This is a genomic window from Kitasatospora sp. NPDC059088 (genome assembly GCF_042738155.1).
GTDB lineage: Bacteria > Actinomycetota > Actinomycetes > Streptomycetales > Streptomycetaceae > Kitasatospora.
Genome location: NZ_JBHYGR010000033.1, coordinates 31,427 through 56,278 on the forward strand (window position 1 = coordinate 31,427; position 24,852 = coordinate 56,278).

General features: G+C 75.1%; 21 protein-coding genes. 7 read left to right on the top strand and 14 right to left on the bottom strand.

The window, feature by feature from the left end; translation table 11 throughout:
- Positions 1-135: 135 nt before the first annotated feature.
- Positions 136-1,488, bottom strand: coding sequence for a DUF6271 family protein (locus tag ACFWXO_RS17265; RefSeq protein ID WP_380524748.1), 1,353 nt, complete (start codon positions 1,486-1,488; stop codon positions 136-138).
- Positions 1,470-2,561 carry a phytanoyl-CoA dioxygenase family protein gene (locus tag ACFWXO_RS17270; RefSeq protein WP_375886136.1) on the bottom strand — a complete coding sequence of 364 codons (1,092 nt, stop codon included), beginning with the start codon at positions 2,559-2,561 and terminating at the stop codon, positions 1,470-1,472. The genes ACFWXO_RS17265 and ACFWXO_RS17270 overlap by 19 nt, the downstream gene beginning before the upstream one ends.
- A gap of 523 nt (positions 2,562-3,084) precedes the next feature.
- On the opposite strand from ACFWXO_RS17270, the gene ACFWXO_RS17275 reads away from it, so the two are divergent.
- A complete protein-coding gene (locus ACFWXO_RS17275) occupies positions 3,085-5,016 on the top strand; it encodes an FUSC family protein (RefSeq protein WP_380524781.1) in 1,932 nt (643 codons plus the stop codon).
- A 39-nt stretch (positions 5,017-5,055) separates the two neighbouring features.
- On the opposite strand, the gene ACFWXO_RS17280 is transcribed toward ACFWXO_RS17275, so the two are convergent.
- Positions 5,056-6,459 (bottom strand): amidase, encoded by a 1,404-nt coding sequence (locus ACFWXO_RS17280; protein ID WP_380524749.1) that lies wholly within the window; start codon positions 6,457-6,459, stop codon positions 5,056-5,058.
- A gap of 368 nt (positions 6,460-6,827) precedes the next feature.
- On the opposite strand from ACFWXO_RS17280, the gene ACFWXO_RS17285 reads away from it, so the two are divergent.
- Both ACFWXO_RS17285 and ACFWXO_RS17290 read left to right on the top strand, forming a co-directional pair.
- A complete protein-coding gene (locus tag ACFWXO_RS17285; RefSeq protein ID WP_380524750.1) occupies positions 6,828-8,177 on the top strand; it encodes a cytochrome P450 in 1,350 nt (449 codons plus the stop codon).
- Between the two features lie 103 nt (positions 8,178-8,280).
- Positions 8,281-9,000 carry a rhomboid-like protein gene (locus tag ACFWXO_RS17290; RefSeq protein WP_380524751.1) on the top strand — a complete coding sequence of 240 codons (720 nt, stop codon included), beginning with the start codon at positions 8,281-8,283 and terminating at the stop codon, positions 8,998-9,000.
- Positions 9,001-9,083: 83 nt separating this feature from the next.
- On the opposite strand, the gene ACFWXO_RS17295 is transcribed toward ACFWXO_RS17290, so the two are convergent.
- Both ACFWXO_RS17295 and ACFWXO_RS17300 read right to left on the bottom strand, forming a co-directional pair.
- Entirely contained in the window at positions 9,084-9,665 is a 582-nt protein-coding gene (locus ACFWXO_RS17295; protein ID WP_380524752.1) for a DUF421 domain-containing protein, read from the bottom strand.
- Between the two features lie 73 nt (positions 9,666-9,738).
- Positions 9,739-10,548, bottom strand: coding sequence for a LysR substrate-binding domain-containing protein (locus tag ACFWXO_RS17300; RefSeq protein WP_380396092.1), 810 nt, complete (start codon positions 10,546-10,548; stop codon positions 9,739-9,741).
- 57 nt (positions 10,549-10,605) lie between these two features.
- Here ACFWXO_RS17300 and ACFWXO_RS17305 point away from each other — a divergent pair, with 57 nt between their 5' ends.
- From ACFWXO_RS17305 to ACFWXO_RS17315, 3 genes are all read left to right on the top strand, one after another.
- The gene (locus ACFWXO_RS17305; RefSeq protein ID WP_375886123.1) at positions 10,606-11,025 is read left to right on the top strand and encodes a DUF5997 family protein; all 420 of its coding nucleotides are present in this window, start codon (positions 10,606-10,608) and stop codon (positions 11,023-11,025) included.
- A 309-nt stretch (positions 11,026-11,334) separates the two neighbouring features.
- Positions 11,335-13,047 (top strand): DUF885 domain-containing protein, encoded by a 1,713-nt coding sequence (locus tag ACFWXO_RS17310; protein ID WP_380524753.1) that lies wholly within the window; start codon positions 11,335-11,337, stop codon positions 13,045-13,047.
- A gap of 232 nt (positions 13,048-13,279) precedes the next feature.
- Positions 13,280-14,038, top strand: a complete 759-nt coding sequence (locus ACFWXO_RS17315; protein WP_375886118.1) for a hypothetical protein — start codon at positions 13,280-13,282, stop codon at positions 14,036-14,038.
- A 71-nt stretch (positions 14,039-14,109) separates the two neighbouring features.
- On the opposite strand, the gene ACFWXO_RS17320 is transcribed toward ACFWXO_RS17315, so the two are convergent.
- The 9 genes from ACFWXO_RS17320 to ACFWXO_RS17360 form a co-directional block, all read right to left on the bottom strand.
- Positions 14,110-15,450 (bottom strand): glycosyltransferase, encoded by a 1,341-nt coding sequence (locus ACFWXO_RS17320; protein ID WP_380524754.1) that lies wholly within the window; start codon positions 15,448-15,450, stop codon positions 14,110-14,112.
- A 55-nt stretch (positions 15,451-15,505) separates the two neighbouring features.
- Positions 15,506-16,273: an SDR family NAD(P)-dependent oxidoreductase gene (locus ACFWXO_RS17325; protein WP_380524756.1), complete on the bottom strand. Its 768-nt coding sequence runs from the start codon at positions 16,271-16,273 to the stop codon at positions 15,506-15,508.
- Between the two features lie 3 nt (positions 16,274-16,276).
- Positions 16,277-16,555, bottom strand: a complete 279-nt coding sequence (locus tag ACFWXO_RS17330; RefSeq protein WP_380524782.1) for a TrmO family methyltransferase — start codon at positions 16,553-16,555, stop codon at positions 16,277-16,279.
- 144 nt (positions 16,556-16,699) lie between these two features.
- Positions 16,700-17,635, bottom strand: a complete 936-nt coding sequence (locus tag ACFWXO_RS17335) for an ADP-ribosylglycohydrolase family protein (protein ID WP_380524757.1) — start codon at positions 17,633-17,635, stop codon at positions 16,700-16,702.
- A complete protein-coding gene (nadE, locus tag ACFWXO_RS17340; protein ID WP_375886107.1) occupies positions 17,632-18,471 on the bottom strand; it encodes an ammonia-dependent NAD(+) synthetase in 840 nt (279 codons plus the stop codon). Before nadE ends, ACFWXO_RS17335 begins: the two co-directional genes overlap by 4 nt.
- Before the next feature lie 61 nt (positions 18,472-18,532).
- A complete protein-coding gene (gene ftsH, locus ACFWXO_RS17345) occupies positions 18,533-20,542 on the bottom strand; it encodes an ATP-dependent zinc metalloprotease FtsH (protein ID WP_380524759.1) in 2,010 nt (669 codons plus the stop codon).
- A 33-nt stretch (positions 20,543-20,575) separates the two neighbouring features.
- Complete coding sequence (locus tag ACFWXO_RS17350; RefSeq protein ID WP_380524760.1) at positions 20,576-21,235, bottom strand: NUDIX hydrolase; 660 nt, start codon at positions 21,233-21,235, stop codon at positions 20,576-20,578.
- A gap of 92 nt (positions 21,236-21,327) precedes the next feature.
- Positions 21,328-21,966, bottom strand: coding sequence for a DsbA family protein (locus ACFWXO_RS17355; protein WP_375886101.1), 639 nt, complete (start codon positions 21,964-21,966; stop codon positions 21,328-21,330).
- Positions 21,967-22,034: 68 nt separating this feature from the next.
- A complete protein-coding gene (locus ACFWXO_RS17360; RefSeq protein ID WP_380524761.1) occupies positions 22,035-23,606 on the bottom strand; it encodes an alpha/beta hydrolase in 1,572 nt (523 codons plus the stop codon).
- A 362-nt stretch (positions 23,607-23,968) separates the two neighbouring features.
- On the opposite strand from ACFWXO_RS17360, the gene ACFWXO_RS17365 reads away from it, so the two are divergent.
- Positions 23,969-24,703 carry an NUDIX domain-containing protein gene (locus tag ACFWXO_RS17365; RefSeq protein ID WP_380524762.1) on the top strand — a complete coding sequence of 245 codons (735 nt, stop codon included), beginning with the start codon at positions 23,969-23,971 and terminating at the stop codon, positions 24,701-24,703.
- Positions 24,704-24,852 lie beyond the last annotated feature (149 nt).

Genomic DNA, 24,852 nt, shown 5'->3' on the forward strand with positions numbered 1-24,852 from the left:
ACTCCCGGTGCGGCTGGGCCTGTCCGGCGGATCTGGTCGGACCAGACCGCGGCGTCTGAGTGCGTGCATCGCAAGGCGGAGGATGGAGTCCATGCGGAGCATCGGCGACTGACGACAACGCAGCGAGGTGCGTGCTCAGGCGTCGCGGGCCCGGCCGGATCCGCCGGACAGGCCCTGACCCTGCAGCCGGTCGGCGGGGGCGGTCCGGCTCGCTCGCACGAGCGGGCCCCACGCGTCGATCAGCAGGGCGAAGTCCTCGATGTCGGCCTGCGCCCGGTCGAGCAGCTGCGCCCGTCGGGGCGCCAGGTGGTCGGCGAACTCGGCGTACTTTCCGCCGAGTTGCCGGTAGCAGCGGTCGAGCTCGGCGAGCCGCCGGTGGTTCTCGGCGCGGTCGGTCGTGGCGCTGCGGCGGGCGGAGTCGGCGATCACCCCGGGGCGGACGTGGTGGTGCTCGTCCAGCAGGGCGTCGCCGGCCCGTTCCATCTCGGAGTAGACGGGGTGGAGGTAGAGCATGGAGAGCAGGAACTTGGCGTAGCGCTCCTGGTAGGCGGTGAAGCCGGAGTCGGTGCGCCGTTCCGGGGTGTAGTAGTTGACGATGTGCCGGTTGTGGGTCACCCCGGGCAGGGTGGCGTCGTGCACCAGGTGGTGCAGGAAGTAGTCGCTGCCGATGGTGTCGGTGGCGGGCGGCAGCGGGACGCGTTCGTAGACCTCGTGGTCGAGGGCGATGTTGCACATGTCGATCCGCCAGATGTCGGGCCGGCCGAGCACGGCGCGGTCGACGGTGAACGGGTCGGTTCCGGCGCCGGTGAAGGAGTCGGCGACGAGTTCGCGCCGCTCCTGCTCGGTGGCTCCGGTGGGCGCCCAGAGCGCGACCAGGTCGTGGTAGACGTCCGGGTCGAGGGCGCGGATCTCGCCGAGGTCGACGGAGAGTTCGCCGATGAAGGAGGCGCCGACCAGGGCGACGGGCTTGTCGGCGTCGGCCGGGTCGAGGGTGTGCTCGGTGACGGCGGCGGCCGCGTCGGCGGCCTTGAGGCCGATGGTGGAGAGTTCGTGGTCGATCGGGAAGACGGGGGCGCCGTCGTGCCACTGGTAGCGGCTGTCGGAGTCGCGGCGGTGCACGGAGGCGCAGCCGAGGGCCGCGGCCAGCAGGAAGGCCCGGTTGGTGCAGGCGCCGTAGGAGACGGCGTCGGGCAGCATCAGGTCGAGCAGCCGGTCCGGGTCGGGGTGGGCGGTGCGCTCGATCACCTCGCGCAGGAAGGCGCGTTGGGCGTCCTCGTCGAGGTGGTGGGTGACCACGCCTTCGGTGGGCGGCAGTGCGGCGACGGCGGCGGCGTGCCGGGCGCGGTCCGCCGGGTCGGCGGAGTCGAGCACCAGGAGGTGCACCCGGACACCGAAGGTCCGGGCGGCGTGGGCGGCTTCGGCGCCGACGGTGGTGATGGTGTCCGCGCAGGCGCGGTTGGTGGGCAGGGTCAGGCAGACGGCGTGCATTCCCGCTCCCCCGTGGGCTGCTCGGCGGCCGAGTCCTCGAAGGTCCGGCCGGTCCAGGACCGCAGGCCGAGCAACTTCTCCCCCAGTTCGGTGAGTTCGGCCGGTCCGTAGCGCAGGGCCTCGGGCCGCTCGGCGTCCCCGACCAGGGTGCGGTTCCAGTCCGGGGTGGCGAGGGTGCGCCAGGACTCGACCCGGGAGCGGCGCAGCGGCTCGGCCTCCTCCAGGGCGGGCATCATGGACAGGTACTGCACCGAGCGCACGCCGTTCGCGGAGGTGTTGGGGGCGACGCCGTGGGCGAGCAGGCCGTTCCAGATCAGCAGGTCGCCGGCCTTCAACTCGGGCCGGACGACCGGGAACTCGGCACGGTCGATGTCGGGGCGGATCGGGTCGCGGTCGGCGGGCTGGGCGGCCTGCCACTCGTTGTGGCGGCGGAACAGTTCCGGGTCGCACTGGAAGCCGCCGTGGTCGGGGGCGGTGTCGTTGAGCGCGATGATGCCCTGGACGCGCTGGGGCAGCATGGCGCGGGTGGTGTCGACGTCCCAGTGCAGTTCGATGTCGAAGCCCTTGTCGGTGGGTTCGATCAGGGCGCGGTCGCGGTTGCGGACGTTCGGCGGGTTGAGGTTGAGCCGGTCGAGGGTGACCCAGAGCTCCTCGCAGTCCCAGACGTCCACGAAGGCGTCGTAGACGCGCTGCGACTGGCGGCTGTCCCAGATGAGTTGGTGGTGGTAGGCCTCGACGAAGCCGTAGATGTGCAGGTGCCGGTCGAGTTCGTCGCGGTGGTCGCGCTCGCGGTACCAGTCCTCGGGGCGGTCGGGCGACAGGCCCTGGAACTCCCAGGCGAAGTCGAGCAGTCGCTGCGCGGCCGCGGCCGGGATCGCCTGCCGGACCACGACGTGGCCGTAGGTCTGCCAGTGCGCGAAGTCCTCCTCGGAGAGCACCCGCAGCGGGTGCTTCTTGCGCAGTTCGCGCAGGGCGTCGGAGGCGAGGTAGCTCTCGGTGTCGGCACTGAAGTAGGGGCGCGCGGAGGCGGCCCGGTACAGATATTCCTCGGGGTGTTCGTCAGGGCTCGGCATGGGCGGTCACTCCGTGGTTCGTGGTCGATGCAGCGCGTTCCCGGGCGCCCGGTGCGGGCGCGGCGAGCCGGTGGCCGGTCGTCGGCCGGAAGGGGAATTCGGTGCGCGGACCGGTTCCCCGTCCGCATGCGCTCCTTCTCGCCTCGGCCCCCGAGCGGCGCACAACGCCACGTCAGGGGGCCAACTCACCCGTCCGGCAAGGGCACTCACCCCACATCAGCCTGCGCCGGACCGCGCTTCCCCATACGTTGGACTAGACCAACTAATGGTGTCAACCCTTTCCCGCAGGTTACCGATTGGGAATCAGCGCAGTTCACGGCGGTTCTGGAGGTTCGCTTTATGTTTCGGAGACTGACATAAGGCCGGGTATGTTTCGAGAATTGACATAATCGCGCGGAGGTGAACCCCACGCGCCCCACATCCGTTGCGCACGTACGTTGGGTCTGTGGCACGCACCCGGCCGGCACCTCCCCGACGGACCCGTCCCCGACCGGCACGGCCCCGGCCGGCCCCGCCCGGCTGGCTGACCGCGAGCCTGCGGCCCCGGGCCGCGCCGGTCCCCTGGGCCGCGGCGGCCCGCGCCTCGGTGGCGCTCGCCGCCCCGCTCGCCGTCGGCACCGCCACCGGCCGGACCGGCTACGGCGCGCTGGTGTCGATGGGCGCGCTGTCCGGGGTGATCGGGGACACCGCCGACGCCTACCGGATGCGGGTGTTCAACATCGCCGTGCCGCAGCTGTTCGGCGCCCTCGGGGTGCTGGTCGGCACCCAGGTGTTCGGCACCGGCTGGACGGCCGTGGTGGTGCTGACGGTGGTCGCGCTGGTGTCCGGCATGATCTCCTCGATCGGCGCGGTCGCCTCCGTCTCCGGCCTGCTCCTGCTGCTGAACGCCGTGGTCGGGGCCGGCCTGCCGATGCCCTCCCCGTGGTGGCTGCCGCCCGCCCTGCTGCTGCTCGGCGGCCTGCTGGTGCTCGCGCTGACCCTGCTCGCCTGGCCCTTCCGCGGCGGCACGCCCGAGCGCGCGACGGTGGCCGACACCTACCGGGCGGTCGCCGGACTACTGGAGGCGGCCGGCTCACCCGGCTACGAGGACCGGCGCCGGGAGCTCACCCGGGCGCTCGACCACTCCTACGACCTGCTGCTGGCCCGCCGCGCCCGCCGGCACGGCCGCTCGCCCACCCTGGTGCGCCTGCTCGCCCAGCTCAACGCGCTGATCCCGGTGGTCGAGGGCGCGTCCGCGGCCCAGCTGCGCCCGCCCGCCGAGGGTCCGCTGCCGCCCGCCTACCCGGCGGCGGTGCGCGCGCTGGCCGCCGCCGTCGAGCGGGGCCCCGGCGGCCCGTCCCCGCCGCCCGGGCCACCCGGAGTCCTCGGGCTGCCCGAACTGCCCGAGCCGCGCGGCCCGTCCACCCGGGCACTGGCCGAGGCCATCGGGCACGCCGCCACGGTCGTGCACGAGGCCGACCCCGACCCGTACGCCGCCGACGACCGGCTCGGCCGGCCCGCCGGGCTGCGGGTACGGGCCCGCCGGACGGCCCGGGCACTGCTGCTCTCCGGCGCGTCCTGGCGGTACGGGCTGCGGCTGGCCCTGTGCATCGGGCTCGCCCAGGTGCTGGTGTCGGTGATCGCCGTGCCACGTTCGTACTGGGTCTCGCTGACGGTGACCTTCGTGCTGAAACCGGACTTCGGCTCGGTGTTCTCCCGCGCGGTGCTGCGCGCGCTCGGGACGGCCGCCGGGCTGCTGGTCGCCGTGCCGGTGCTCGCCGAGGTGCCGCACGGCTGGTGGGACGTCCCGGTGATGGCGGCGCTCGCCACGCTGATCCCGGTGCTGTCCGCGAAGGGGTACGCGTTCCAGACCGCCGCGATCACCCCGGTCATCCTGATGCTCTCCGACCTGCTCAACCACCAGGGCTTCCACCTGGTGCTGCCCCGGCTCTACGACTCGCTGATCGGCTGCGGCATCGCCCTGCTGGCCGGCTACCTGCTCTGGCCGGAGTCCTGGCACACCCGGATCGGCGACCGGCTGGCCGACGCCGTCCAGGACACCGCCTCGTACGTCTCGCTGGCCTTCACCACCGCGCCGGGCCACGACGGGCCGGCCCGGGCCCGCTACCGGCGCCGGCTCTACCGGGACCTCTCCGCGGTGCGCAGCGAGTTCCAGCGGGCGCTGACCGAGCCGCCGCCGGTCGGCGCCCGGGCGGAGGCCTGGTGGCCGCTGGTGATCGCGGTGGAGCGGATCGTGGACACCACCACCGCCACCCGGGTGCGGGTCGAGCACGGGGCCCCGGCGCCGACCCCGGCCGAGGTGGGCGCCGTCGCCCGGGAGCTGACCGACCTCGCCGAGGCGCTGCGCACCGGCGCGCCGCTGCCCCCGGGCGACCCGGACCCGCCGGCGCCGGACTGCGCGCTGGCCCGGCTGCACCACGAGGTGCACGCGGCCCGGGCGGTCGCGGCCTCCTGACCGGCCCGCCGCGGCGCGGCGGGCCGGGGCCCGCGCCGGTCAGTCCTGGATCCGCCGCCAGGGCCGGTCCGCCTCCAGCTCGTAGGCCAGCTCCAGCAGCAGCCGCTCCTGCCCGTGCGCGGCCGACAGGTGCACCCCGATCGGCAGGCCGCCCGGCGCCGCCCCGGCGGGCAGCGCGATGCCCGGGCCGCCGGTCACGTTGTTGACCGGGGTGAAGGCGACGTAGCGCAGCAGCCGGTCGACCAGCTCGTCGAAGGCCACGTTGGGGCTGAGGTGGCCGATCGGCGGGGCGGTGTGGGCGAGCACCGGGGAGAGGATCGCGTCGTACTCGCGGAAGATCCCCGCGTACACGGCCTCGGCCCGGCGCAGTCGGCGCAGCACGCCCGGGGTGCGCCGGAACTCCGCCCGGAAGCCGTTGCGCAGCCCGGTGGTGAGCCCGTCCAGCTTCCCGGCCCGGAAGCTCGGGTCGAGCAGCACCCGGCCGGTGAGCGCGATCACCCAGGCGATGTAGCCCCAGTACGCCAGGAAGTCGCGGGAGAACTCCTCGCCGAAGGGCAGGGTGGTGGGCACCACCCGGTGCCCCATCGCCTCCAGTCGGGCGGCGGTCTCCTCGACCACCCGGCGGGTCGCCTCGTCGGTCTTGGCGGTGGGCGAGTCGACCACCAGCCCGATCCGCAGCCGGCGCCCGCCGGGGCCCTCGACCAGGCCGAGCGGGGGCAGCCCGGGGTTGCGGTGGTGGCGTTCGGCGGCGGCGAAGAAGGCGGCGGTGTCGCGCACCGTACGGGTCAGCACCCCGTCGGTGACCAGGTCGATCGGCAGTTTGCCGCCCTGGGCGTTGGTGACCAGCCGGCCGCGGGTGGGCTTGAGGCCGACCAGGCCGCAGCAGGCCGCCGGGATGCGGATCGAGCCGCCGCCGTCGTTGGCGTGGGCGATCGGCACCACTCCGGCGGCGACCAGCGCGGCCGCGCCGCCGGAGGAGGCGCCGGGCGAGTGGGAGGTCTTCCAGGGGTTGCGCACCGGCTGGGCGGTGGCGAACTCGGTGGAGGCGTTCAGGCCGAACTCGGGCAGCCGGGTCTTGCCGAGCACGGCCAGGCCGGTGGACAGCAGCTGGTCGGCGAAGGGCGCGTTGCGGCGGGCCGGGCGGGCGCGGAAGGCCTCGCTGCCCATGCCGGTCGGCAGGCCGCGCAGGTCGACGTTGTCCTTGAGGTAGGTCGGCACGCCCCAGAGCGGGCCGTCGATGCCCGCCCGGCTGATCCGGGGCCGGTCGTGGGCGGCGTGGGCGACGGGCAGCAGCGCGGCGTCGATCCGCCCGGCGCGGGCGACGGCGGCCGCGACCAGCTCCCGGGGGTGCGCCGCACCGGCCCGGACCAGGGCGGCCAGTGCCACGGCGTCGTGTGCGCCGAGGGCGTCGTCGGTGAACGCGTGGGCCCGCTCGTCGGCCATCCCAACTCCCTACCGGTAGTACCGAACTGACTGGCGGTACCAGCCGGTAGTACCAGCCGGTAATAGTGCGGAGCTCGCAGTGTAGGCGCGCGGCACCACGCGCGGAAACCCCCTGCGCCCGCCCCCGGAACCGCCGTCCGGACCCTCCGCCGGTCCCACCCCGCCCCGAGCGTCGACCGGGCCGCGCCGGGCTGTCAGCCGGGCTGTCAGCCGGGCTCGGCGCCGGAACGTCAAGGCCGCCCCGGCGCACGGACGTTCGGCCTGCGCCCCCGCGTTCACCCCACCCGCCGTTCGCGGACCGTTTCACCGGCGGCCGCCGGGAAAGATCACCGACGCCCGACCGACCCGCCCTCCCCTAGGTGACGCCCGTGCCCACCCAGTACCGCCCCACCGCCCGCTACACCTCGGCCACCGCCCCCGGCGCGCTCCCCCTGCTCGGCCACGCCCCCGCCCTGCTCCGCAACCCGCCCGACTTCGTGGCCGGCCTGGCCGCCCACGGCGACCTCGTCCGGATCCGGCTCGGCCCGCTCACCGCGTACGTCGTCTGCCACCCCGACCTGGTGCGCCGCCTGCTCACCGAGGACCGCACCTACGACAAGGGCGGCATCGTCGTCGAGAAGGCCCGCGAGGCCTTCGGCAACGGCCTCGCCACCTGCCCCGCCGCCGACCACCGGCGCCAGCGCCGGATGCTCCAGCCCGCGTTCCACCGCGACCGGCTGCCCGGCTACGCCGCCCTGATGGCCGAGGAGATCGCCGCCACCACCGGCGGCTGGCGCGACGGCGACGTGGTCGACGTGCCCGCCGCGATGTACCGCCTCTCCACCGCCGTCACCGCCCGCTGCCTGTTCGCCGCCCACGAACGGGCCGGCTCGCTGCCCGTCCACGCCGCCATGGACCAGGTCGCCCGCGGGGTCGCCCAGCGGATGGTGCTGCCGCTGCCCGGCGCCGACCGCGTCCCCACCCCCGGCAACCGCCGCTTCGCCCGCGCCCGGCGGGACCTCCGGGAGATCACCGACCGCCTGATCGCCGACTACCGCGCCGCCGGCACCGACCACCACGACCTGCTCTCGATGCTGCTCGGCGCCCGCGACGAGGACGGGCGGGGCCTGTCCGACGACGAGGTCCACGACCAGGTGGTCACCTTCCTGCTGGCCGGCATGGAGACCACCGCCGCCACCCTCTCCTGGGCCTGGACCCTGCTCGCCGCCAACCCCGCCGTCCGCGAGCGCCTGCACACCGAGCTCGACACCGTCCTCGACGGCCGCCCCGCCCGCCACCAGGACCTGCCCGCCCTGCCGCTCACCGCCCGGATCGTCAGCGAGACCCTGCGGCTCCACCCGCCGGCCTGGATCCTCAGCCGCACCACCACCACCGCCACCGAGCTCGGCGGCCACCCCCTCCCGGCCGGCGCCACCGTCCTGTACAGCCCGTACCTGCTGCACCGCCGGGCCGACCTCTTCCCCTGCCCCGACCGCTTCGACCCCGACCGCTGGCTCACCACCGCCCGCCCGGCCCCCGGCATCTACACCCCCTTCGGCCTCGGCGCCCGCCGCTGCATCGGCGAGGCCTTCGGCAGCACCGAGGCCGCCCTCGCGCTGGCCAGCATCGCCGCCCACTGGACCGTCACCCCCACCCCCGGCAGGCCCGTCCGCCCCCAGCGCAGCGCCTCGCTCTCCCCCCGCCCGTTCACCGCCACGCTCGCCCGCCGGATCCGCTGAGGGCCCCGCGAGCATCCGGCAGCGCGGTTCGGTACTGTCCCGAGGAGGCCGGCCGCATCCGGGCCGGCCGGGACCAGCCGCTCGACCGGGACACCATCAGAACATGAACGCTCGACCCCCGTTGGGGCTCCTCAGCACGCTGCTGCGCGCCGTCCGCACGTACCCGCGGCGCTCACCGCTGACCTTCGTCTACGTCGCGCTGCTGCTCCTCGGGCACGCCTGGGTCGAGTACGGGCTGACCGAGGAGCAGGCCGACGACCTCCGGGCCTACATCAGCACCAACCTGGACAACCTGCACGACCACCCCGTCCGCGCCCTGGCCGGCAGCGCCCTGCTGTACGACGGCACGCTCACCGACATCACCTCCACCGGCTTCGGCGGCACCCTGATCACCCTGGGCCTCGGCATCGTCGTCGGCCTGGCCTGGGCCGAACGCCGCTTCGGCACGCCCCGCGCCGCCGCCGTCTTCCTCGCCGGGCACGTCGGGGCGACCCTGGTCACCGCCCTGGTGATCCTCTTCGCCCTGCACCAGGGCTGGTACCCGGAGAGCGTCCGGGCGGCCTCCGACTACGGCATCAGCTACGGCGCCCAGGGCGCCCTCGCCTTCGCCACCCTCGCCCTGCCCCGCTGGGCCCGACTGCCCTGGGCCGCCTTCGTGCTCGCCTGGCCGCTCACCGGCGACGAGGAGTGGCCGGGCCCCCTGCCTGAGTTCACCACCGTCGGCCACCTCCTCGCCGCCGCGCTCGGCTTCGCCCTGGCCGCCGCCACCGCCCGCGGCCGACGCCGCGCCACCGCCCCGGCCGCCGCCCGCACCGGCGGCTGACCACCCCTGGGCGGGGCCGGGGGCGGCCCGGGTCCGTCGGCCCGAAGCCTGCGGCCCGCAGGCGGCAGGCAGCAGGCAGGCGGTCAGCGCGGCGGGCGGCGCTCCTCGGCGAGCGTGGTCAGCAGCCGCTCGATCGTCGCCAGCCGCTCCCGCAGCTCGTCGACGTCGCCCTTGGTCGCGCTCCGCTCGGCCTCCCGCAGGGTGACCAGCAGCTGCCCGTCCGGCTCCAGCCGGGCCCGCGCCACGTCGCTCACGTCGTCGCCGTTCTGGACCCGGATCGCGTGCTCCAGCTCGGACGGTCGCAGCGCCAGCTCGCGCAGCGCGCCGGGCACCAGCGCGCCGTCGCGGACCACCGTGGTGGGCGCCCCCTCCAGGAGCCGCGCGGCCCGCGGATCGCGGGCCAGCCAGCGGGTCACCCCGGCGTTCACCGCGATCAGGGTGACGGCGCCGATCGCGCCGCCCAGCAGGCTGTTGTCGTTGCCGATGATCGCGTTCTGCACCACGTTGGAGAGCAGGAACACGACCACCATGTCGAAGGTGTTCAGCCCCGCCAGCCCGCGCTTCCCGGCCAGCCGGAACAGCACCAGGATCAGCACGTAGACGGCGATCGTCCGGAGGACCTTCTCCACGATCGGAATCTGGACGACCACCAGGTCATGCCACACGGCCCCGCTCCTCCCACCAGGACGCTCCGGAACGGCCGTCCGGAACGGGGCCGACGCTACTCCCGCGCGGCGGTCAGGAGCGCCGCTTCGGCTTACCGCGCCGGGCCGCGGCCGGGCCGCCCCGGCCCTTCTGCGCGCCGGTCCGCTGGCCGCCCGCCTTCTGCGCACCCGCCTTCTGGCCGCCGGCCTTCTGCTGCTGCGGCTTCCGCGGCGCCGCCGCCTTCTTCGGCCGGCTCTCCGCCGGGGCGTCGGCCGGCTGTCCGGCCCCGCGGCCGCGCGAGCTGTTGACGGTGCGCCCCCGGACGATCCCGATGAACTCCTCCACCAGGTCCGTGGTCCGCTCCTGCGGCCAGGACAGCGCGACCTGCGACTGCGGCGCCTCCGGCACCGTCCGGTAGGTGAGGTCCCGCCGGTGGTGCAGCCGGGCCAGCGACTGGGGCACCAGCAGCACGCCGACGTTGGCCGCCACCAGCTCGACCGCGTCCGCCGTGGTGTCCGGGCGGGCGATCGCCGGGCGCCCGGGCAGGGTCCCGGCCGTGAAGCCGAGGGTGTCGTCCAGCGGGTGGAAGACCACCTCGTCGGCGAGCTCGTCGAGGGCGACCTCCTCCGCGGCGGCCAGCCAGTGGTCCTTGGGGAAGACCACCACGGTGGTCTCCGTGTACAGCGGGATCGCGCTCAGCACGTCCTTGTCGACCGGCAGCCGGACCAGTCCGGCGTCCACCGCGCCCTCGCGCAGGATCCGCTCACCGTCGGTGGAGGGCACCGCGACGAGGTCGAGCCGGACGTCCGGAAGCCGTTCGATCCACACCCGGGCCCATTTGCCGGGGGTCACGCCCGGGACGTACGCGAGCCGGAAGGGCTGGTTCACCTGCATGTCTGTCACAGGGCAAGGCTACCGACCGTGACCGGAAGCGCCCGCGCACTCCCTTACCCTTGTTCCATGACATCGCTCAAGCAGAAGACCAGCCAGACCATGAAGCCGGCCACGGCGGCCAAGAAGCTGGGGATCTACCTCGCGGCCGCGCCGACCGACTTCCAGGAGGGCGTGGTCTCCCGCGAGGAGCTCAGCGCGCTGCAGGCCGAGCCGCCGCAGTGGCTCCAGGAGCTGCGCAAGAACGGCCCGCACCCGCGCCCGGTGATCGCCGGCAAGCTCGGCATCTCCATCGCGGGCCTGGCCCGCGGCGGCGTGACCGAGGCGCTGACCACCGCCGAGGTCGACGCCCTCAAGGCCGAGAACCCGCTGTGGCTCCAGCACGAGCGCGCCAACCAGGTGGACGTCCGCAAGGAGACCGCCCGGATCAAGGCGAAGCACGAGAAGGAGGCCGCCGAGAAGGCCGCCAAGGAGGCCCAGGGCAGCTGAGCCCCTCCGGGGGCCGGCCACCGGACCCCCTCGCTCCACCGGTGCCGGCGTTCGTCCAGGGAGGACGGACGCCGGCACCGTCATGCCCGGTGTCCGGCACCTGGCGCCCTGTGCCCGCTGCCCGGTACCCGCCCGGTACCTGCGGGCCTGCCGAAGACGCCGTCCCCGGTGGCGCGTTCACCGTCGGCGGCCCGAACTGCTCTCCCCCCGGTGCGTATTGACCGCGCCGTGGCCGACTCCGAATAATCGGCCCGATCGGGCCCTCAGGGAACCCGTGTCGCACTGCCCCCACCGGACCCGGGAGCGACCATGACCGAGCAGCCGAACGACACGTCCCACCGAGCCGTCCCCGCCCACCACACCGAACTGGCCGCCCTCGCGGACGAGTTCTTCGCCGCCGAGAACGGCCACGACCCCTTCGAGGCCACCCTCTCCGGCACCGAGGGCTACGCCCACGAGGTGCCCGACCCGTCCCGCGCGGCCGCCCTGCGCCACCGCGAGGTGCTCCGCGGCCTGGCCGCCCGGCTGGCCGCCGTCCCGCTGGACGGACTGGCCGGCGAGGACCGCACCACCCACCGGGTGCTCGCCCGGCTGATCGACGACAACGACGGCCGGATCACCCACGGACTCGCCGAGGTCAGCGTCTCCGCGACCATCGTCGCCCCGCACAACACGGTCTTCACCTCGCTCGCCATGACCGCCGTCGACCACGAGGGCACCGACGCCTACCTGGAGCGGCTGGCCGGCCTGCCCGGCTACTTCGACGCCGTCCTGCGCCGCAGCCTGGACGCCGCCGCCGAGGGCCGCCACCCGCTGCGCAGCGGCGTGGACGCCGCCATCACCCAGCTGGACGGCTACCTGGCCGCCGACCCGACCGCCGACCAGCTGCTGCGCCCGCTCCAGGGCCGCCGGGAGTTCGAGCGGGCCCGGGCCATCGTCCGCGAGGGCGTGCGCCCGGCCGTGGCCCGCTACCGGGCCGGGCTGGCCCAGCGGCTGGCACCGGCCGCCCGCCCGGACGCCGAGGCCGGGGTCTGCTACGTGCCCGGCGGCGACGAGGGCTACGCGGACGCCGTCGGCCGCTTCACCCGGCCGGGGCTGGGCCCGGAGGAGGTGCACCGGATCGGCCTGGAGACGGTGGCGGCGCTGCGCGAGGAGTTCGGCGAGCTGGGCGCCCGGGTGCTCGGCATCAGCGGCACCGACGAGGTGCTGACCGCACTGCGCGAGGACCGCTCGCTGCGCTTCACCAGCGCGGCCGAGATGGTCGCCCTGGTGGACGGCGCCCTGGACCGGGCCCGGCGCGCCTCCACCGACTGGTTCCGCCCGTACCCGATCGCCGACTGCGTGACCCGGGAGATCGACCCGCTGGAGGCGGAGACCGCGCCGCTGGCCTACTACCAGCCGCCGGGCCCGGGCGGACTGCCCGGCACCCACTGGATCAACACGCTGAACCCCGGGAGCCGGTTCAGCTACGAGTACGAGGCGATCGCCTTCCACGAGAGCGTGCCCGGCCACCACCTGCAGCTCGCGCTCGCCCGCACCCTGCACCACCTGCCGGAGTTCCGGCAGCGGCCGAACGGCCAGCTGACCGCGCACGTCGAGGGCTGGGGCCTGTACACCGAGCGGCTGGCCGACGAGATGGGCCTGTACGGCTCGGAGCTGTCCCGCTTCGGCATGCTGTCGATGGACGCGCTGCGCGCGGTGCGCCTGGTGGTGGACACCGGGCTGCACCACTACGGCTGGTCCCGGGAGCGGGCGATGGCCTACCTGCGGGACAACACGGCCACCCCGGAGGCCAACGTCCGCAACGAGATCGACCGCTACATCGCCTGGCCGGGCCAGGCCACCGCGTACCTGATCGGGCGTCGGGAGATCGTCCGGCACCGCGAGCGGGCCCGGGCCGAGCTCGGCGGGCTCTTCGACGTGCGGGAGTTCCACCACGAGGTGATCGGGCACGGCAGCCTGCCGCTGGGCGTGCTGGAGGACCTGATCAGCGACTGGATCACGGCGCTGCGGTCGGTCTGACGGTCCCGCCGGCCCCGGGTGCCCTCGCCGGGGCCTCGCCGGGGCCGGGCGGTGGCAGGCCCGTCGACGCGTCAGGAGTGCGAAAACGATTCCGCGCGCCCGCCGCCGTCCTCCCGCGCCGGACGTGGCGTCACCCCTTCGGCCCCCTCCACACGGTAGTGTCCGCTGGCGCGGCCCCCGGCACCTTCGTCGGCCGGCCGCCCGTGCCACCGCAACGACCTGGAGGAACTCCGTGCCGGCACCCGCCCGAGGCGCCCTCGCCATAGCCGCGGCCGTCCTGCTCGCCGCCGCCGCAGGCTGCTCGTCCGGCGGCGGCCACACCGCCAAGGACGGCTCCGGCGGCAAGGCCTCCGCCCACAGCAGCAGCGCCCACGGCTCCGCCCCGGCGGCCGCCGGGGACGCCGCCCAGCCCGTCCCGGCCGCGATCGTGACCGGCCCCGGGCCGAAGAGCTCCTACGACGCCCAGCCGCAGCCCGCGGCGGGCAGCTGCCACTACCGCTACACGGCGGACAAGCAGCCGCTGCCCGACCCGAACTGCACCCCGGGCGCGATCAGCCCCGCGGTCAACCAGGGCACCATCAACGACACCATCTGCAAGCCGGGCGGCTACACCTCGACCATCCGCCCGCCGGTGAACGTCACCGGCAAGGAGAAGGCCGAGAACGCCAAGTCCTACGGCTACACCGGCCCGATGGGCGACGCCGAGTACGACCACCTGATCAGCCTCCAGCTCGGCGGCGACCCCAACGACCCGCGCAACCTGTGGGTCCAGCCGCCCTCCCCCGGCCACGTCCCGGGCAAGGGTCCGAACAACCCCAAGGACTCGGTGGAGACCCACCTCCACACCGCGATCTGCAAGGGCCAGGTCACCCTGGCCGCCGCCCAGCAGGCGATCGCCACCGACTGGACGACGGCCGAGGCCAAGCTCGGCATCAGCAAGGGCGGGGCCGCCGCCACGCCCACCACGGAGCCGGACGCCGACGGGGACTGACCGGCCCGGCCGGCCCGGCGCGAGCCGCCCGACCCGGCCCGAGCCGACCTGCTCAGAGCGAGCCGAGCGGTTCAGAGCGAGTCGACCAGCTCGGCGATGGTGTCGAACGGCCGGTACTCCGCGAACTCCGCGCCCAGCGCGCGGGCCCGTTCGCGGAACCGGCCCTCGGCGAGCACCTGCTCCACCGCCCGGCCGACCGCCTCCGGGGCCGGGCGGCCGGTGCGCAGGTCCAGCCCCACACCGGCCCACTGCACCCGGGCCGCGACCTCCGGCTTGTCCTCGCTCGCCCCGGCCACCACCACCGGCACCCCGTACCGCAGCGCGGTCTGCACCCCGCCGTAGCCGCCGTTGCTCACCAGCACGTCGGTGTGCGGCAGCAGCCGGTCGAACGGCACGTACCCGGCGGCCCGGACGTTCTCCGGCAGCCGGCCGCCCAGCAGTTCGGCCAGCTCCGCCGGCCCGTCCGGGCGGACGGTGGCGGCCACCACCAGCACGTCCCGGTCCGCCAGCGCGCGGACCGTCGGGACGACCAGCTCGCCCAGGTCGTCGTTGGCCAGCGTCCCCTGGGTCACCACCACGACCGGCCGCTCACCGGTCAGCTCCGCCCACCACCCGGGCAGCGGCTGCTCCTCGCCGACGTTGCCCGGCAGCGCGCCGATCAGCCGGTACGAGGCGGGCGCGTCGGAGCGCGGGTACTCGAAGCCCGGCACGGTCAGCTGGAGGTACGCGTCCGGCACCGTCACCTGGGCCAGCCCGCGCGGCCCCTCCGGCAGCTGGACGCCCGCCTCCGCGAACACCTTCTCCGCGTACCGCTGCAAGGGCTCGCCGCGCCGGTCCACCTCCTCCCGCAGGGAGCGGTTGCGGATCCGGCCCTCCTCCCCCGGCAGCGGCGGCAGCGCCAGCCCGAACGGCGCGGTGTCCGCGCTCGGCAGCATCGCCGGGGTGGTCCCGACCCCGATCAGCGCCGGGCGCTGCGCCCTCGGACGGGCGAGCGCCAGCGGCAGCACGCCCTGGACGAAGGCGTCCGCGACGACGGCGTCGGCCGGGAACTCCGCCAACAGCGCGAGCAGGGCCCGGTACTGGTGGGGCACCGGGTCCAGGAAGACGTGCCGCACGTCGAAGGCGATCCGCTCCGGGCCGGGCGCCAGCTCCGCCCGACCCGGGAAGGAGCCGTCGAGGTCGCGGTCGTCCCAGTCGGCCTCGGCGGGCAGCGCGGCGAAGCGCACCCCGGCCCGCCCGGCCGCCTCCGCGAAGCGCGAGCCGCCCAGGAAGACCACCTCGTGGCCGCGCGCGGCGAGGTCGGCGGAGATGGCCAGCAGCGGGCTGACGTGCCCGTGCGCGGGCAGGGCGGTGGTGATGATCCTGGACAGCGGAGACTCCTGTGGTCGGGCCCGGTTCGTACGGGCACTCACCGTAGGCAGCGGCGGTAGACGTCCGATGAACGGCTCGTCCGCCCGGCGGAGCCGCTCATCGACCCAGCACCGCGCCCCCGTTCAGCCCGATCACCTGCCCGGTGAGGTAACCGGCCGCCGGCGAGGCGATGTAGGCCACCGCCTCGGCCACGTCCTCGGGCGTGCCGGCCCGGCCGACCAGGGTGTCGGCGACCTTCCGGGCGTGGAACTCCTCGTCCCGGTCCACGCCGAAGATCTCGGTGTCCGCCACGTAGCCCGGGGCCAGCACGTTCACCGTGATCCCGTCCGGCCCCAACTGCCGGGCCAGGCCGAACGCCCAGCCGTGCAGCGCCGCCTTCGCGGCCGCGTACGAGCCCGCCGAGTGCGGGCCCGCCCCACCGCGCTGGGCGGCCGCCGAACTGATCACCACCAGGCGGCCGCCGGGCCGGCGCAGCACCCCCTGGAGCGCGGTGGTCAGCAGCACGGCGGTCAGCAGATTGGTGTCCAGGTCCCGCCGCCAGGAGGCGGCCAGCGCGGCCAGGCCGTCGTCCTCGGGCGGAGTGATGATCGCACCCGCGTTGTTCACCAGCACGTCCACCGGACCGAGTTCGGCGATCCGGGCGGCCACCCGCTCGACCGCCGCCGGATCCGCCAGGTCACCCGCCAGCGGCACCACGGCCCCCGGCCCGGCGGTGCGCTCGATCTCCGCCCGGGCCTCCTCCAGCACGGCCGCCCGACGCCCCAGGACCACCACCCGGCACCCGTCCCCGGCCAGCCGGGCGGCGATCGCCCGCCCGATCCCCGTCCCGCCGCCGGACACCACCGCGAGCCGCTGCTCCGTCACCGCTCAGACCTCGCCGTCGTAGTAGGCGCGCATCAGCTCGGTCGACCACGCGGGCTGCCGGAGCCCACCGCGCGGGCCGAACTCGGCCAGGTACGGCTTGATGTCGAGCACCGGCGTGCCCGCCACCGCGTCCAGACCGGTGACGTGCAGGTCCAGCCCGTACAGCGACTCCTCGGTGAACTGCCCGGCGTCCAGCCGGATCACCGCCGCGACACCGCCCCACCCGTCGTCCCGCACGTCCTCCCGGCCACCCACCACACGGGCCACCGGACGCACCGTCATGTCAGCCATGCCGTCTCCCCCTTCGACGTCGAACCGTTCCACGACGTACGGTAGCGAGCCGCACGCCGGAACGATCAAGGGGGGCCGGAGGCAGCCCTGTTCGCCACCCCGGCCGGCCACCGCAGCCGCCCCGCACCCCGAGGCTCAGGCCGCCAGCCGCGCCGCCATCGCGATCAGATCGGGCGCCCGCAGCACCCGGCCGCCGGAGCCCGGCAGGGGCACGTGCAGCGGCTCGGTCCAGCGGGCCGGGATCGCCGCGAGCCCGTAGCGGGCCCCGGCCAGGCCGCCGGTGACGGCCGCGACGGTGTCGGTGTCGCCGCCGAGGTCGACGGCGGCGTGGACGGCCGCCTCGAAGCCGTCGGTGGTGCGCAGGGCCCAGACGGCCGAGCCGAGGCAGGGCCAGATCGCGCCGTTGGGCTCGGCGGCCCGGTCGGGGTGCCAGTCCGGGGCCAGGACGGTGGCGTAGCGCTCACGGTCGTCCGGGTCCACGGCGGCCAGCACGGTGGGGAGTTCGGCGAGCGGGTCGGTGCCGTCGAGGGCGAGCCGGACCAGCTCGTGGAAGACCGCGGTGCCCTCCCAGGCGGCCCGGTCGCCGTGGGTGAGCGCGGCGATCCGCCGGGCGGCGGCCATGGTGGCCTCCCGCCCGGCGCTGGCGAAGGCGACGGCGGAGGTGGCCGCCCGCATCAGCGAACCGTTGCCCGCGGCGCGCAGGGTGGTGTTGAAGTGGACGGCGGCCGCGAGGTCCCAGGCGTAGCCGTTGGTGAGGACGGACTCGGTCTGGATGCCGATGTCCTTGGGCTCGGCGGCGGCCCAGCGGCGGAACCGGTCGAAGATGTCCGGGAGGTCCAACCCACCCCGTTCGAGCAGGGATTCGGCGACCAGGACAGCCATCTGGGTGTCGTCGGTGGCCTCGCCGAGGTCCCAGCCGCCGCCCGCGACCAGCTCCGCACCACCGAGCGGGAAGCGGGCGCTCAGCGCGCCGGCCGGGCCGAACTCGTACGGTGCGCCGAGGGCGTCGCCCACGGCCGCGCCGAGGACCGCCCCGGCCGCGCGCCCCGCGCGGGCGTCCGGGTCGGTCACGCCTGGCCCGGGGTGATCGGCAGGGCGCGCTTGTGCTCGGTGCGGCGGTAGTGGCCAAGGACAGTGTCGAAGACCTGCTCGCTGACCGGGCGGCCCTCCAGGAAGTCGTCCAGGTCACCGTACTCGACGCCGAGGGCGTCCTCGTCGGCCTTGCCGGGGGCGAGGTCCTCCAGGTCTGCGGTGGGGACCTTGCCGACCAGCTCCTCGGGCGCACCCAAGTGGGCCGCCACCGCGCGGACCTGACGCTTCGTCAGACCGGAGAGCGGCATCACGTCGGCCGCGCCGTCGCCGAACTTGGTGAAGAAGCCGACGGCCGCCTCGGCCGCGTGGTCGGTGCCGACCACCAGGCCGCCGCTCGCCCCCGCGGCCGCGTACTGGACGACCATCCGCTGGCGGGCCTTGACGTTGCCGCGCACGAAGTCCTCGTGGGCGTGGTCGCGGAAGGTGACGCCCGCCGTCAGCAGGGCGTCGAAGGCGGCGTCGGTCGCGGGCTTGACGTCGACCGTCAGCACCTCGTCGGCCCGGATGAAGTCGAGGGCCCGCTGGGCGTCCGCCTCGTCCGCCTGGACGCCGTACGGCAGTCGCATGGCCGTGAAGGCCACCTGGTGCCCCTCGGCGCGCAGCCGCTCGACGGCGAGCTGGCAGAGCCGCCCGGTGGTGGTGGAGTCCACGCCGCCGCTGATCCCCAGCACCAGGGTGCGGGCGCCCGAGGCCCGCAGCTGGTCGGCGAGGAAGGCGATCCGGCGCTCGGCCTCCTTCGCGGGGTCGGTGACGGGCACCACTCCGAGGGCCAGGGCGATCTCGCGCTGGACGTCCGCGGGCAGGGTTTCGGTCATGGTCGGGCTCCTTCGGATCGGTACCACGCCATCATCCACCCCGGCCGCACCGCCCCCCGCCTCAGGGTGCCGTCCCTGCGCCCCCGCTCCCGTCCGCCCCGGGCGTCCCCGGCGCCGGGTGCCGCAGGATGTCGAGCACCAGGGTGCCGTCCACCGTCTCCTGGGCGACCAGCAGCGCCGCCAACTCGTCCAGGTGGTGCCGGTGTTCGCGCAGCAGCCCGAGGGCCCGCCGCTCGGCGCCGCGCAGCAGCCCGGCCACCGCCTCGTCCACCGCGCGCTGGGTCTGCTCGGAGTACGGGCGGCGCAGCAGGTCGTCGGGGTGCTCGCCGAGGTACTGCGGGGAGCCGCTGGAGTAGCCGACCGGGCCGAGGTCCGGGGAGAGGCCGAACTCGCGGACCATCCGGGTGGCCACCGAGGTGGCGTTGGCGAGGTCGTTGGCGGCGCCGGTGGAGCCCTCGCCGAAGACCACCAGTTCGGCGGCGCGCCCGCCGAGCTGCACGGCGAGCAGGTCGTTCAGGTAGCTCTCGCTGTACAGGTGCCGTTCCGCCTCGGGGAGTTGCTCGGTGGCGCCGAGGGCGACCCCGGCCGGGAGGATGGTCACCTTGGCGACCGGGTCGGCGTGCTCGCACAGCGCGGCCATCAGCGCGTGCCCGGACTCGTGGACGGCGACGGAGTGCCGCTCCTCGGGCAGCAGCGCGTTGGAGGACTCCCGGCGGCCCAGCAGCACCCGGTCGCGGGCGTCGTCGAGGTCCGCGGCGGTGAGGGTGGACCGGTCGGCGCGCACGGCGTTGATGGCGGCCTCGTTGACCAGGTTGGCGAGGTCGGCCCCGGAGAAGCCGGGGGTGCCGCGGGCGATCCGGTCCAGGTCGGTGTCCGGGGCGAGGGTCTTGCCGCGGGTGTGCACGGCGAGGATGGCCGCCCGCTCGGCCTGGTTGGGCAGCGGCACGACGACCTGCCGGTCGAAGCGGCCGGGGCGCAGCAGGGCGGGGTCGAGGGCGTCCGGCCGGTTGGTGGCGGCGATGACGACGATGCCGGTGCTCTGGTCGAAGCCGTCCATCTCGGAGAGCAGCTGGTTGAGGGTCTGCTCGCGTTCGTCGTTGCCGCCGATCCGGGTGCCGCCCGCGCGGCGCCCGCCGACGGCGTCGATCTCGTCGATGAAGACGATGGACGGTGCGCGCTTGCGGGCCTCGTCGAACAGGTCGCGGACCCGGGAGGCGCCGACGCCGACGAACATCTCGACGAAACCGGAGCCGGTGACGGACAGGAAGGGCACCGAGGCCTCGCCGGCGACCGCCCGGGCGAGCAGCGTCTTGCCGGTGCCCGGCGGGCCGACCATGATCACTCCGCGCGGCCCCTTGGCCCCGGCGGCGGCGTAGCGCTCCGGGCTGCGCAGGTAGTCGACCACCTCGCTGACCTCCTGCTTCACCCCCTCGTACCCGGCGACGTCGGCGAAGCCGGTGGCGGGCCGCTCGGCCTCGATGATCTTCGCCCGGGAGCGGCCGATGGCGCTGAGCCCGCCGCCGAGCGACCGCGCGGCCAGCCGGCCGGACCAGAGGAACAGCCCGCCGAAGAGCAGCAGCGGCAGGAACAGCAGCAGGGTCGACCAGATCGAGCTGCCGCCGGACCGGCTGCCGGTGACGTTCACGTGCTGGTCGGAGAGCGCCTTGCCGAGCTGGGAGGTGTCCAGGGCGGTCGGGATCTGGCTGGTGAACCGGGTGCCGTCCTTGAGGGTGCCGGACACGCCGCCGGTGTCGCTGACGTCCACGGTCTGCACCTGGCCGGCGTCGACCCGGTTGAGCAGGTCGGTGTAGCCGTAGCGGGGGCCGGTCGGGGCGGGCTTGGCCAGCAGCACCAGGAGCAGCAGGGTCAGCAGCACGGCGACCGGCAGCAGCCAGCGCCGCAGCGCGGGCGGGGGCGGCTTGGGCGGGGTGCCGCCGGGGCCCTGCCCCGGTCCGCGGCCGGAGCCGGGGCCTCGGCCCGGGCCGCCCCAGCCGCCGGGGCCCGGGCCCTTGCCGCCGCCGGGCGGGGTCGCGGCGTGGCGGGCGGCACCCGGGCGCGTTCGGACGATCATCCACGCTCACCGCCTCTCGGGCGCCGCCGGGCCTCAGCCGGGCCCCGGCTCGGCGCCCACCCCTCCATGGTCGACCCCTCCGGCCCCGGACGGGAGCCCGAGCAGGTACCGGCGGAACGCCACCTGCCCGTCCGGCACGAACGGCCACCGCCGTACGGCGCCGGCCAGCTCGGGCAGGGTCAGCCAGCCGTACCGGGCGACCGCGGCCGGATCGACCGCGTCGGGGTCGATCAGGTCCGGCGGCAGCACGGCCTCGTGCACGCCCAGCCAGTACGGGGCGATCGCGCCCCGGCAGAGGAAGGTGAACCGGTGGCGCACCGGCACGCTCACCCCGAGCTCCTCCGCCAGCTCCCGCCGCGCCCCGGCGGCGTACGACTCCCCCACCCGCAGTGCGCCGCCCAGCATCACGTCGTGGCACCCGCCGAAGCGGCCGGCGCCGTCCGGGCGGCGGTGCACCAGCACCCGGCCGGACGGATCGCGGCAGACGGTGGTGGCGACCCGGTGCAGCCAGCCGCGGCGGATCGCCTCGCCGCGTTCGACCACGCCGAGCACCCGGTCGTGCTCGTCGACCCGCTCGACCAGTTCGCCCGGCTCGACCAGTTCGCCCGGCTCAACCGGCCCGACCTGTTCGACCTGTTCGACCTGCCTGCTCGGCCGACCCGACTCGAACGGCCCTCGCGGATCCGTGGTCACGCCGCCCACCCCCGTCCCGAAGCGTGCCCCGTGGCGGTGGCGGGGCGGCGATCGCCGGTCATCGGAAGGCGCCGGTCAGGAGAGAGCGCCGGTCAGGAGAAGTCGAGCGACCCGGTCCGGGTCCGCTTGAGCTCGAAGAACTTCGGGTAGCCGGCCAGCAGCCGGACGCCCTCGAAGACCCGCAGCGCGTCCTCGCCGCGCGGGATCGCGCTCAGCACCGGGCCGAAGAAGGCCGTGCCGTCCACGTGGATGGTCGGGGTGCCGACCTCCTCGCCGACCGGGTCCATGCCCTCGTGGTGGCTCTTGCGCAGCGCGATGTCGTACGCGGTGCTGTTGGCCGCCTCGGCGAGCTCCTCGGGCAGTCCGGCGGCGACCAGGGCCTCGCGGATGACGGTGTCGTCGGCCTCCCGGTCCTGGTCGTGGAAGCGGGTGCCGAGCTCGGTGTACAGGTCGCGCAGCACGTGCTCGCCGTGCTGTTCGGCGGCGGCGATGCAGACCCGGACCGGGCCCCAGCCGGTGGTCATCAGGCGCTGGTAGCGCTCCGGCAGGTCGGTGCGGCCCTCGTTGAGCACGGACAGGCTCATCACCCGGAAGGTGAGGTCGAGTTCACGCTGGCGGGCGACCTCCAGGATCCAGCGCGAGGTGATCCAGGCGAAGGGGCAGACGGGGTCGAAGTAGAAGTCGACCTTGGGGACGGCGGTGGCGGCGTTCTCGTTCGCTTGCGTGTTCACACGGATGATCTTAGGGGCCGATTGGACCATTCCGCAGGGCCAATCGAATACTGTCGCAGTGGGCCACTTCAGCTGCAGGTCGTCCCGTCCGCAGGCACCGTACCGTCCAGCAGGTAGGCGTCGACAGTCTTCTTCAAGCACGGGTTTCCGGTGTTGTAGCCGCCGTGGCCCTCGCCGTTGAGCGTGACGGTGACGCCGACGCCCGCGCCCAGCTGCTGGGCCATGGTCCGGGCGCCCTCGACCGGGGTGGCCGGGTCCCCGGTGGTGCCGACCACCAGGATCGGGGCGGCGCCGGGGGCGGCGACCTCCGGGTGGTCGGCCTTGCCCGGGACGGGCCAGCCGGTGCAGCCGGTCAGGCCCCAGGCGGTGAAGGCGCCGAAGACCGGGGAGGCGGCGCGGAACTGCGGCAGTTGCTGCTCCACGTCCTGGTCGGAGTAGCGCTGCCGGGCGTCGACGCAACTGATCGCCCGGTTGGCCGCGTTGAGGTTGTTGTAGTGGCCCTGCGGGTCGCGTCCGTTCAGCGAGTCGGCGAGCTGGAGCAGGGTGTCGCCGGTGCCCGCCTGCATCGCCTCGGTGAGCCCGGAGGCCAGCGCGGGCCAGGTCTGCCGGCTGTACAGCGCGCCGGCGATGCCGGTGACGGCCAGGCCCTCGGTCAGCTTCCGTCCGCTGCTGGTGGGCAGCGGCGACCCGGCGAGCTTCTGCAGCAGGTCGGTGATCCGCGCGGTGCCCTCGGCGCCGCCGCCACCGGTCGGGCAGGCGGCCGCGTCCTGGGTGGCGCAGGCCTTCATGAAGTCGTCGAGGGCGAGTTGGAAGCCCTGGGCCTGGCCGAGCGCGCTCTGCTCCGGGTCCTTCGTCGGGTCGACCACCGAGTCCAGCACGACCCGGCCGACCTCCTGCGGGAACAGGTGGGCGTAGACGCCGCCGAGCTGGGTGCCGTAGCTGATGCCGAAGTAGGAGAGCTTCTGGTCGCCGAGCACCTGGCGCATCAGGTCGAGGTCCCGGGCCGCGCTCTCGGTGTCCACGTAGGGCAGCACCGGGCCGGAGTTGTGCTCGCAGGCGGCGGCGAACTGGGCGTTGCTGTCGTCCAGGGCCTTGACCTCGGCGGGGGTCTCCGGGGTGCTGTCGACGGCGGCGTTGACGTCCGCCGCCCGGTCGTCCAGGCACTTCACCCCGGCGCTGTCGCCGACCCCGCGCGGGTCGAAACTCACCAGGTCGTAGCGGGTGTTGAGGGAGGCGTAGGCGGCGGCCAGGGCGGGCAGGGTGGCCACCCCGGAGGCGCCGGGGCCGCCGAAGTTGAACAGCAGCGAGCCGAGCCGGTGCTGCTCGTCCTTGGCCTTGGTGCGGATCAGCGCCAGGTCGATGGTGCCGCCGTCGGGTTTGGCGTGGTCCAGCGGGGCCTTGAGGGTGGCGCACTCCCAGTCGCTCGCGGGCGCGGTGCCGCCGCCCTGCGCGGCGCTCGGGACCGGGCAGGCCCGCCAGTCCAGCCGCTGGGCGGCCGGGCCGCCGCTGCTCGCGCCGGTGGCCGGGGAGGTGGGCGCGGGCTCGGCGGCGGACGGGCCGCCGCCCTGGCAACCGGAGACGGGCGCGAGCAGCAGCGCGGCCAGGCCGAGCGCGCCGGCGCCGCGGACGACGGAGTGCATGGGGCGGTCCACCTCTCGGGTTGGCCAGGCGGTACTGCCGGGTGCACCGGCGCGTGGCAGGACGGCGTACGCCTGGTGCGTCGGGGAAGCGTGCATCGGGGAGGCGTGCGCCCCGGCGCCCGGCACCGTCGGCGCACCACAGACCCTAGGGGCCCGCGTACGGCGACGCCCGTCGGAGTCTCCGGACGGGGGGCGTGCGCCGGACGGGCTGCCATCGGCCGACCGGGTGAGGGGCGGCGGGTGCGCTGCCCGGGTGCGGTGCGGGCACACCGCGGGTACGCCGCAAGCAGCCCGGGAGTCCGGCGCCGCGGCACGGCACGGCACGGCGCGGACCGCGGGGCACCGTCGACACGGAGGGCGCATTGAGCACCGACAACGATTTCGTCAGCGTGGACGTCTACATCACCACCGGCCGGCAGGAGGTCCTGCTCCAACTGCGCGACGACCGGCCGGACATCCCGTGGCCCGCCCACTGGGTGGTCCCCGGCGGCCACCGCGAGCCCGGCGAGACGCCGTACCGCACGGCGGTGCGCGAACTGCGCGAGGAGACCGGGCTGGACGTGCCCGGGCTGCTCCCTTTCCACCCGGTCCTGGCCGCCTCCGACCCGGAGGGCCGACGGCACCGCGCCTTCCACGCCCTGGTCGACGTCGACCCGGCGGAGCTGGTCCTCGGGGAGGGCCAGGAGCTGCGACTGGTCCCCTTCGCCGAGGCCCAGCGGATGAAGCTGCCGCCCGCGCTCAAGGGCTACCTGCGGCAGTTGGAGGCGCGGCTGGCGGTCGGGCGGACGCCGGAGTGGGCGGTGGTCGACGACATCCACCGCCACCTGTCCGACCACCGGTCGACCATCGGACTGCCGTTGCTGCCCCTCCAGGTGGTGAAGATCCAGGAGGAGGCCGGGGAGGTCGCCGAGGCCCTGCTCGGCGTGCTCGGCGCCAACCCGCGCAAGGGCGTCAGCCACACCGTGGCCGAACTGCAGGGCGAGCTGTGCGACGTGATCACCGCGGCCATGGTCGCGCTGCGGTACACCACGGCGGACCCGGGCGCCGTCCTGGCCGCGCACCTGGCCGGCTGGCGGCCGGTGCGGCGGGAGGGGTAGCGCGTCCGCGGGTCGCGCGCTTCCCGCGGCGCTTCCGGTTCGGGCCCTGGCGCTCGGACCCGGAGCTGTCGCGTGTAAACAACTGTAGCTGCCGACGACAATGCAATGGTATATATCGGTGGGTGTGGCGTTTACACAAATGACGCTGG

Coding starts and splice junctions, on each gene's coding strand:
- ACFWXO_RS17265 (WP_380524748.1), bottom strand. CDS start 1,488: ATGCACGCCGTCTGCCTGACCCTGCCCACCAACCGCGCCTGCGCGGAC.
- ACFWXO_RS17270 (WP_375886136.1), bottom strand. CDS start 2,561: ATGCCGAGCCCTGACGAACACCCCGAGGAATATCTGTACCGGGCCGCC.
- ACFWXO_RS17280 (WP_380524749.1), bottom strand. CDS start 6,459: ATGGCCGACGAGCGGGCCCACGCGTTCACCGACGACGCCCTCGGCGCA.
- ACFWXO_RS17290 (WP_380524751.1), top strand. CDS start 8,281: ATGAACGCTCGACCCCCGTTGGGGCTCCTCAGCACGCTGCTGCGCGCC.
- ACFWXO_RS17305 (WP_375886123.1), top strand. CDS start 10,606: ATGACATCGCTCAAGCAGAAGACCAGCCAGACCATGAAGCCGGCCACG.
- ACFWXO_RS17310 (WP_380524753.1), top strand. CDS start 11,335: ATGACCGAGCAGCCGAACGACACGTCCCACCGAGCCGTCCCCGCCCAC.
- ACFWXO_RS17330 (WP_380524782.1), bottom strand. CDS start 16,555: ATGACGGTGCGTCCGGTGGCCCGTGTGGTGGGTGGCCGGGAGGACGTG.
- nadE (WP_375886107.1), bottom strand. CDS start 18,471: ATGACCGAAACCCTGCCCGCGGACGTCCAGCGCGAGATCGCCCTGGCC.
- ftsH (WP_380524759.1), bottom strand. CDS start 20,542: ATGATCGTCCGAACGCGCCCGGGTGCCGCCCGCCACGCCGCGACCCCG.
- ACFWXO_RS17360 (WP_380524761.1), bottom strand. CDS start 23,606: ATGCACTCCGTCGTCCGCGGCGCCGGCGCGCTCGGCCTGGCCGCGCTG.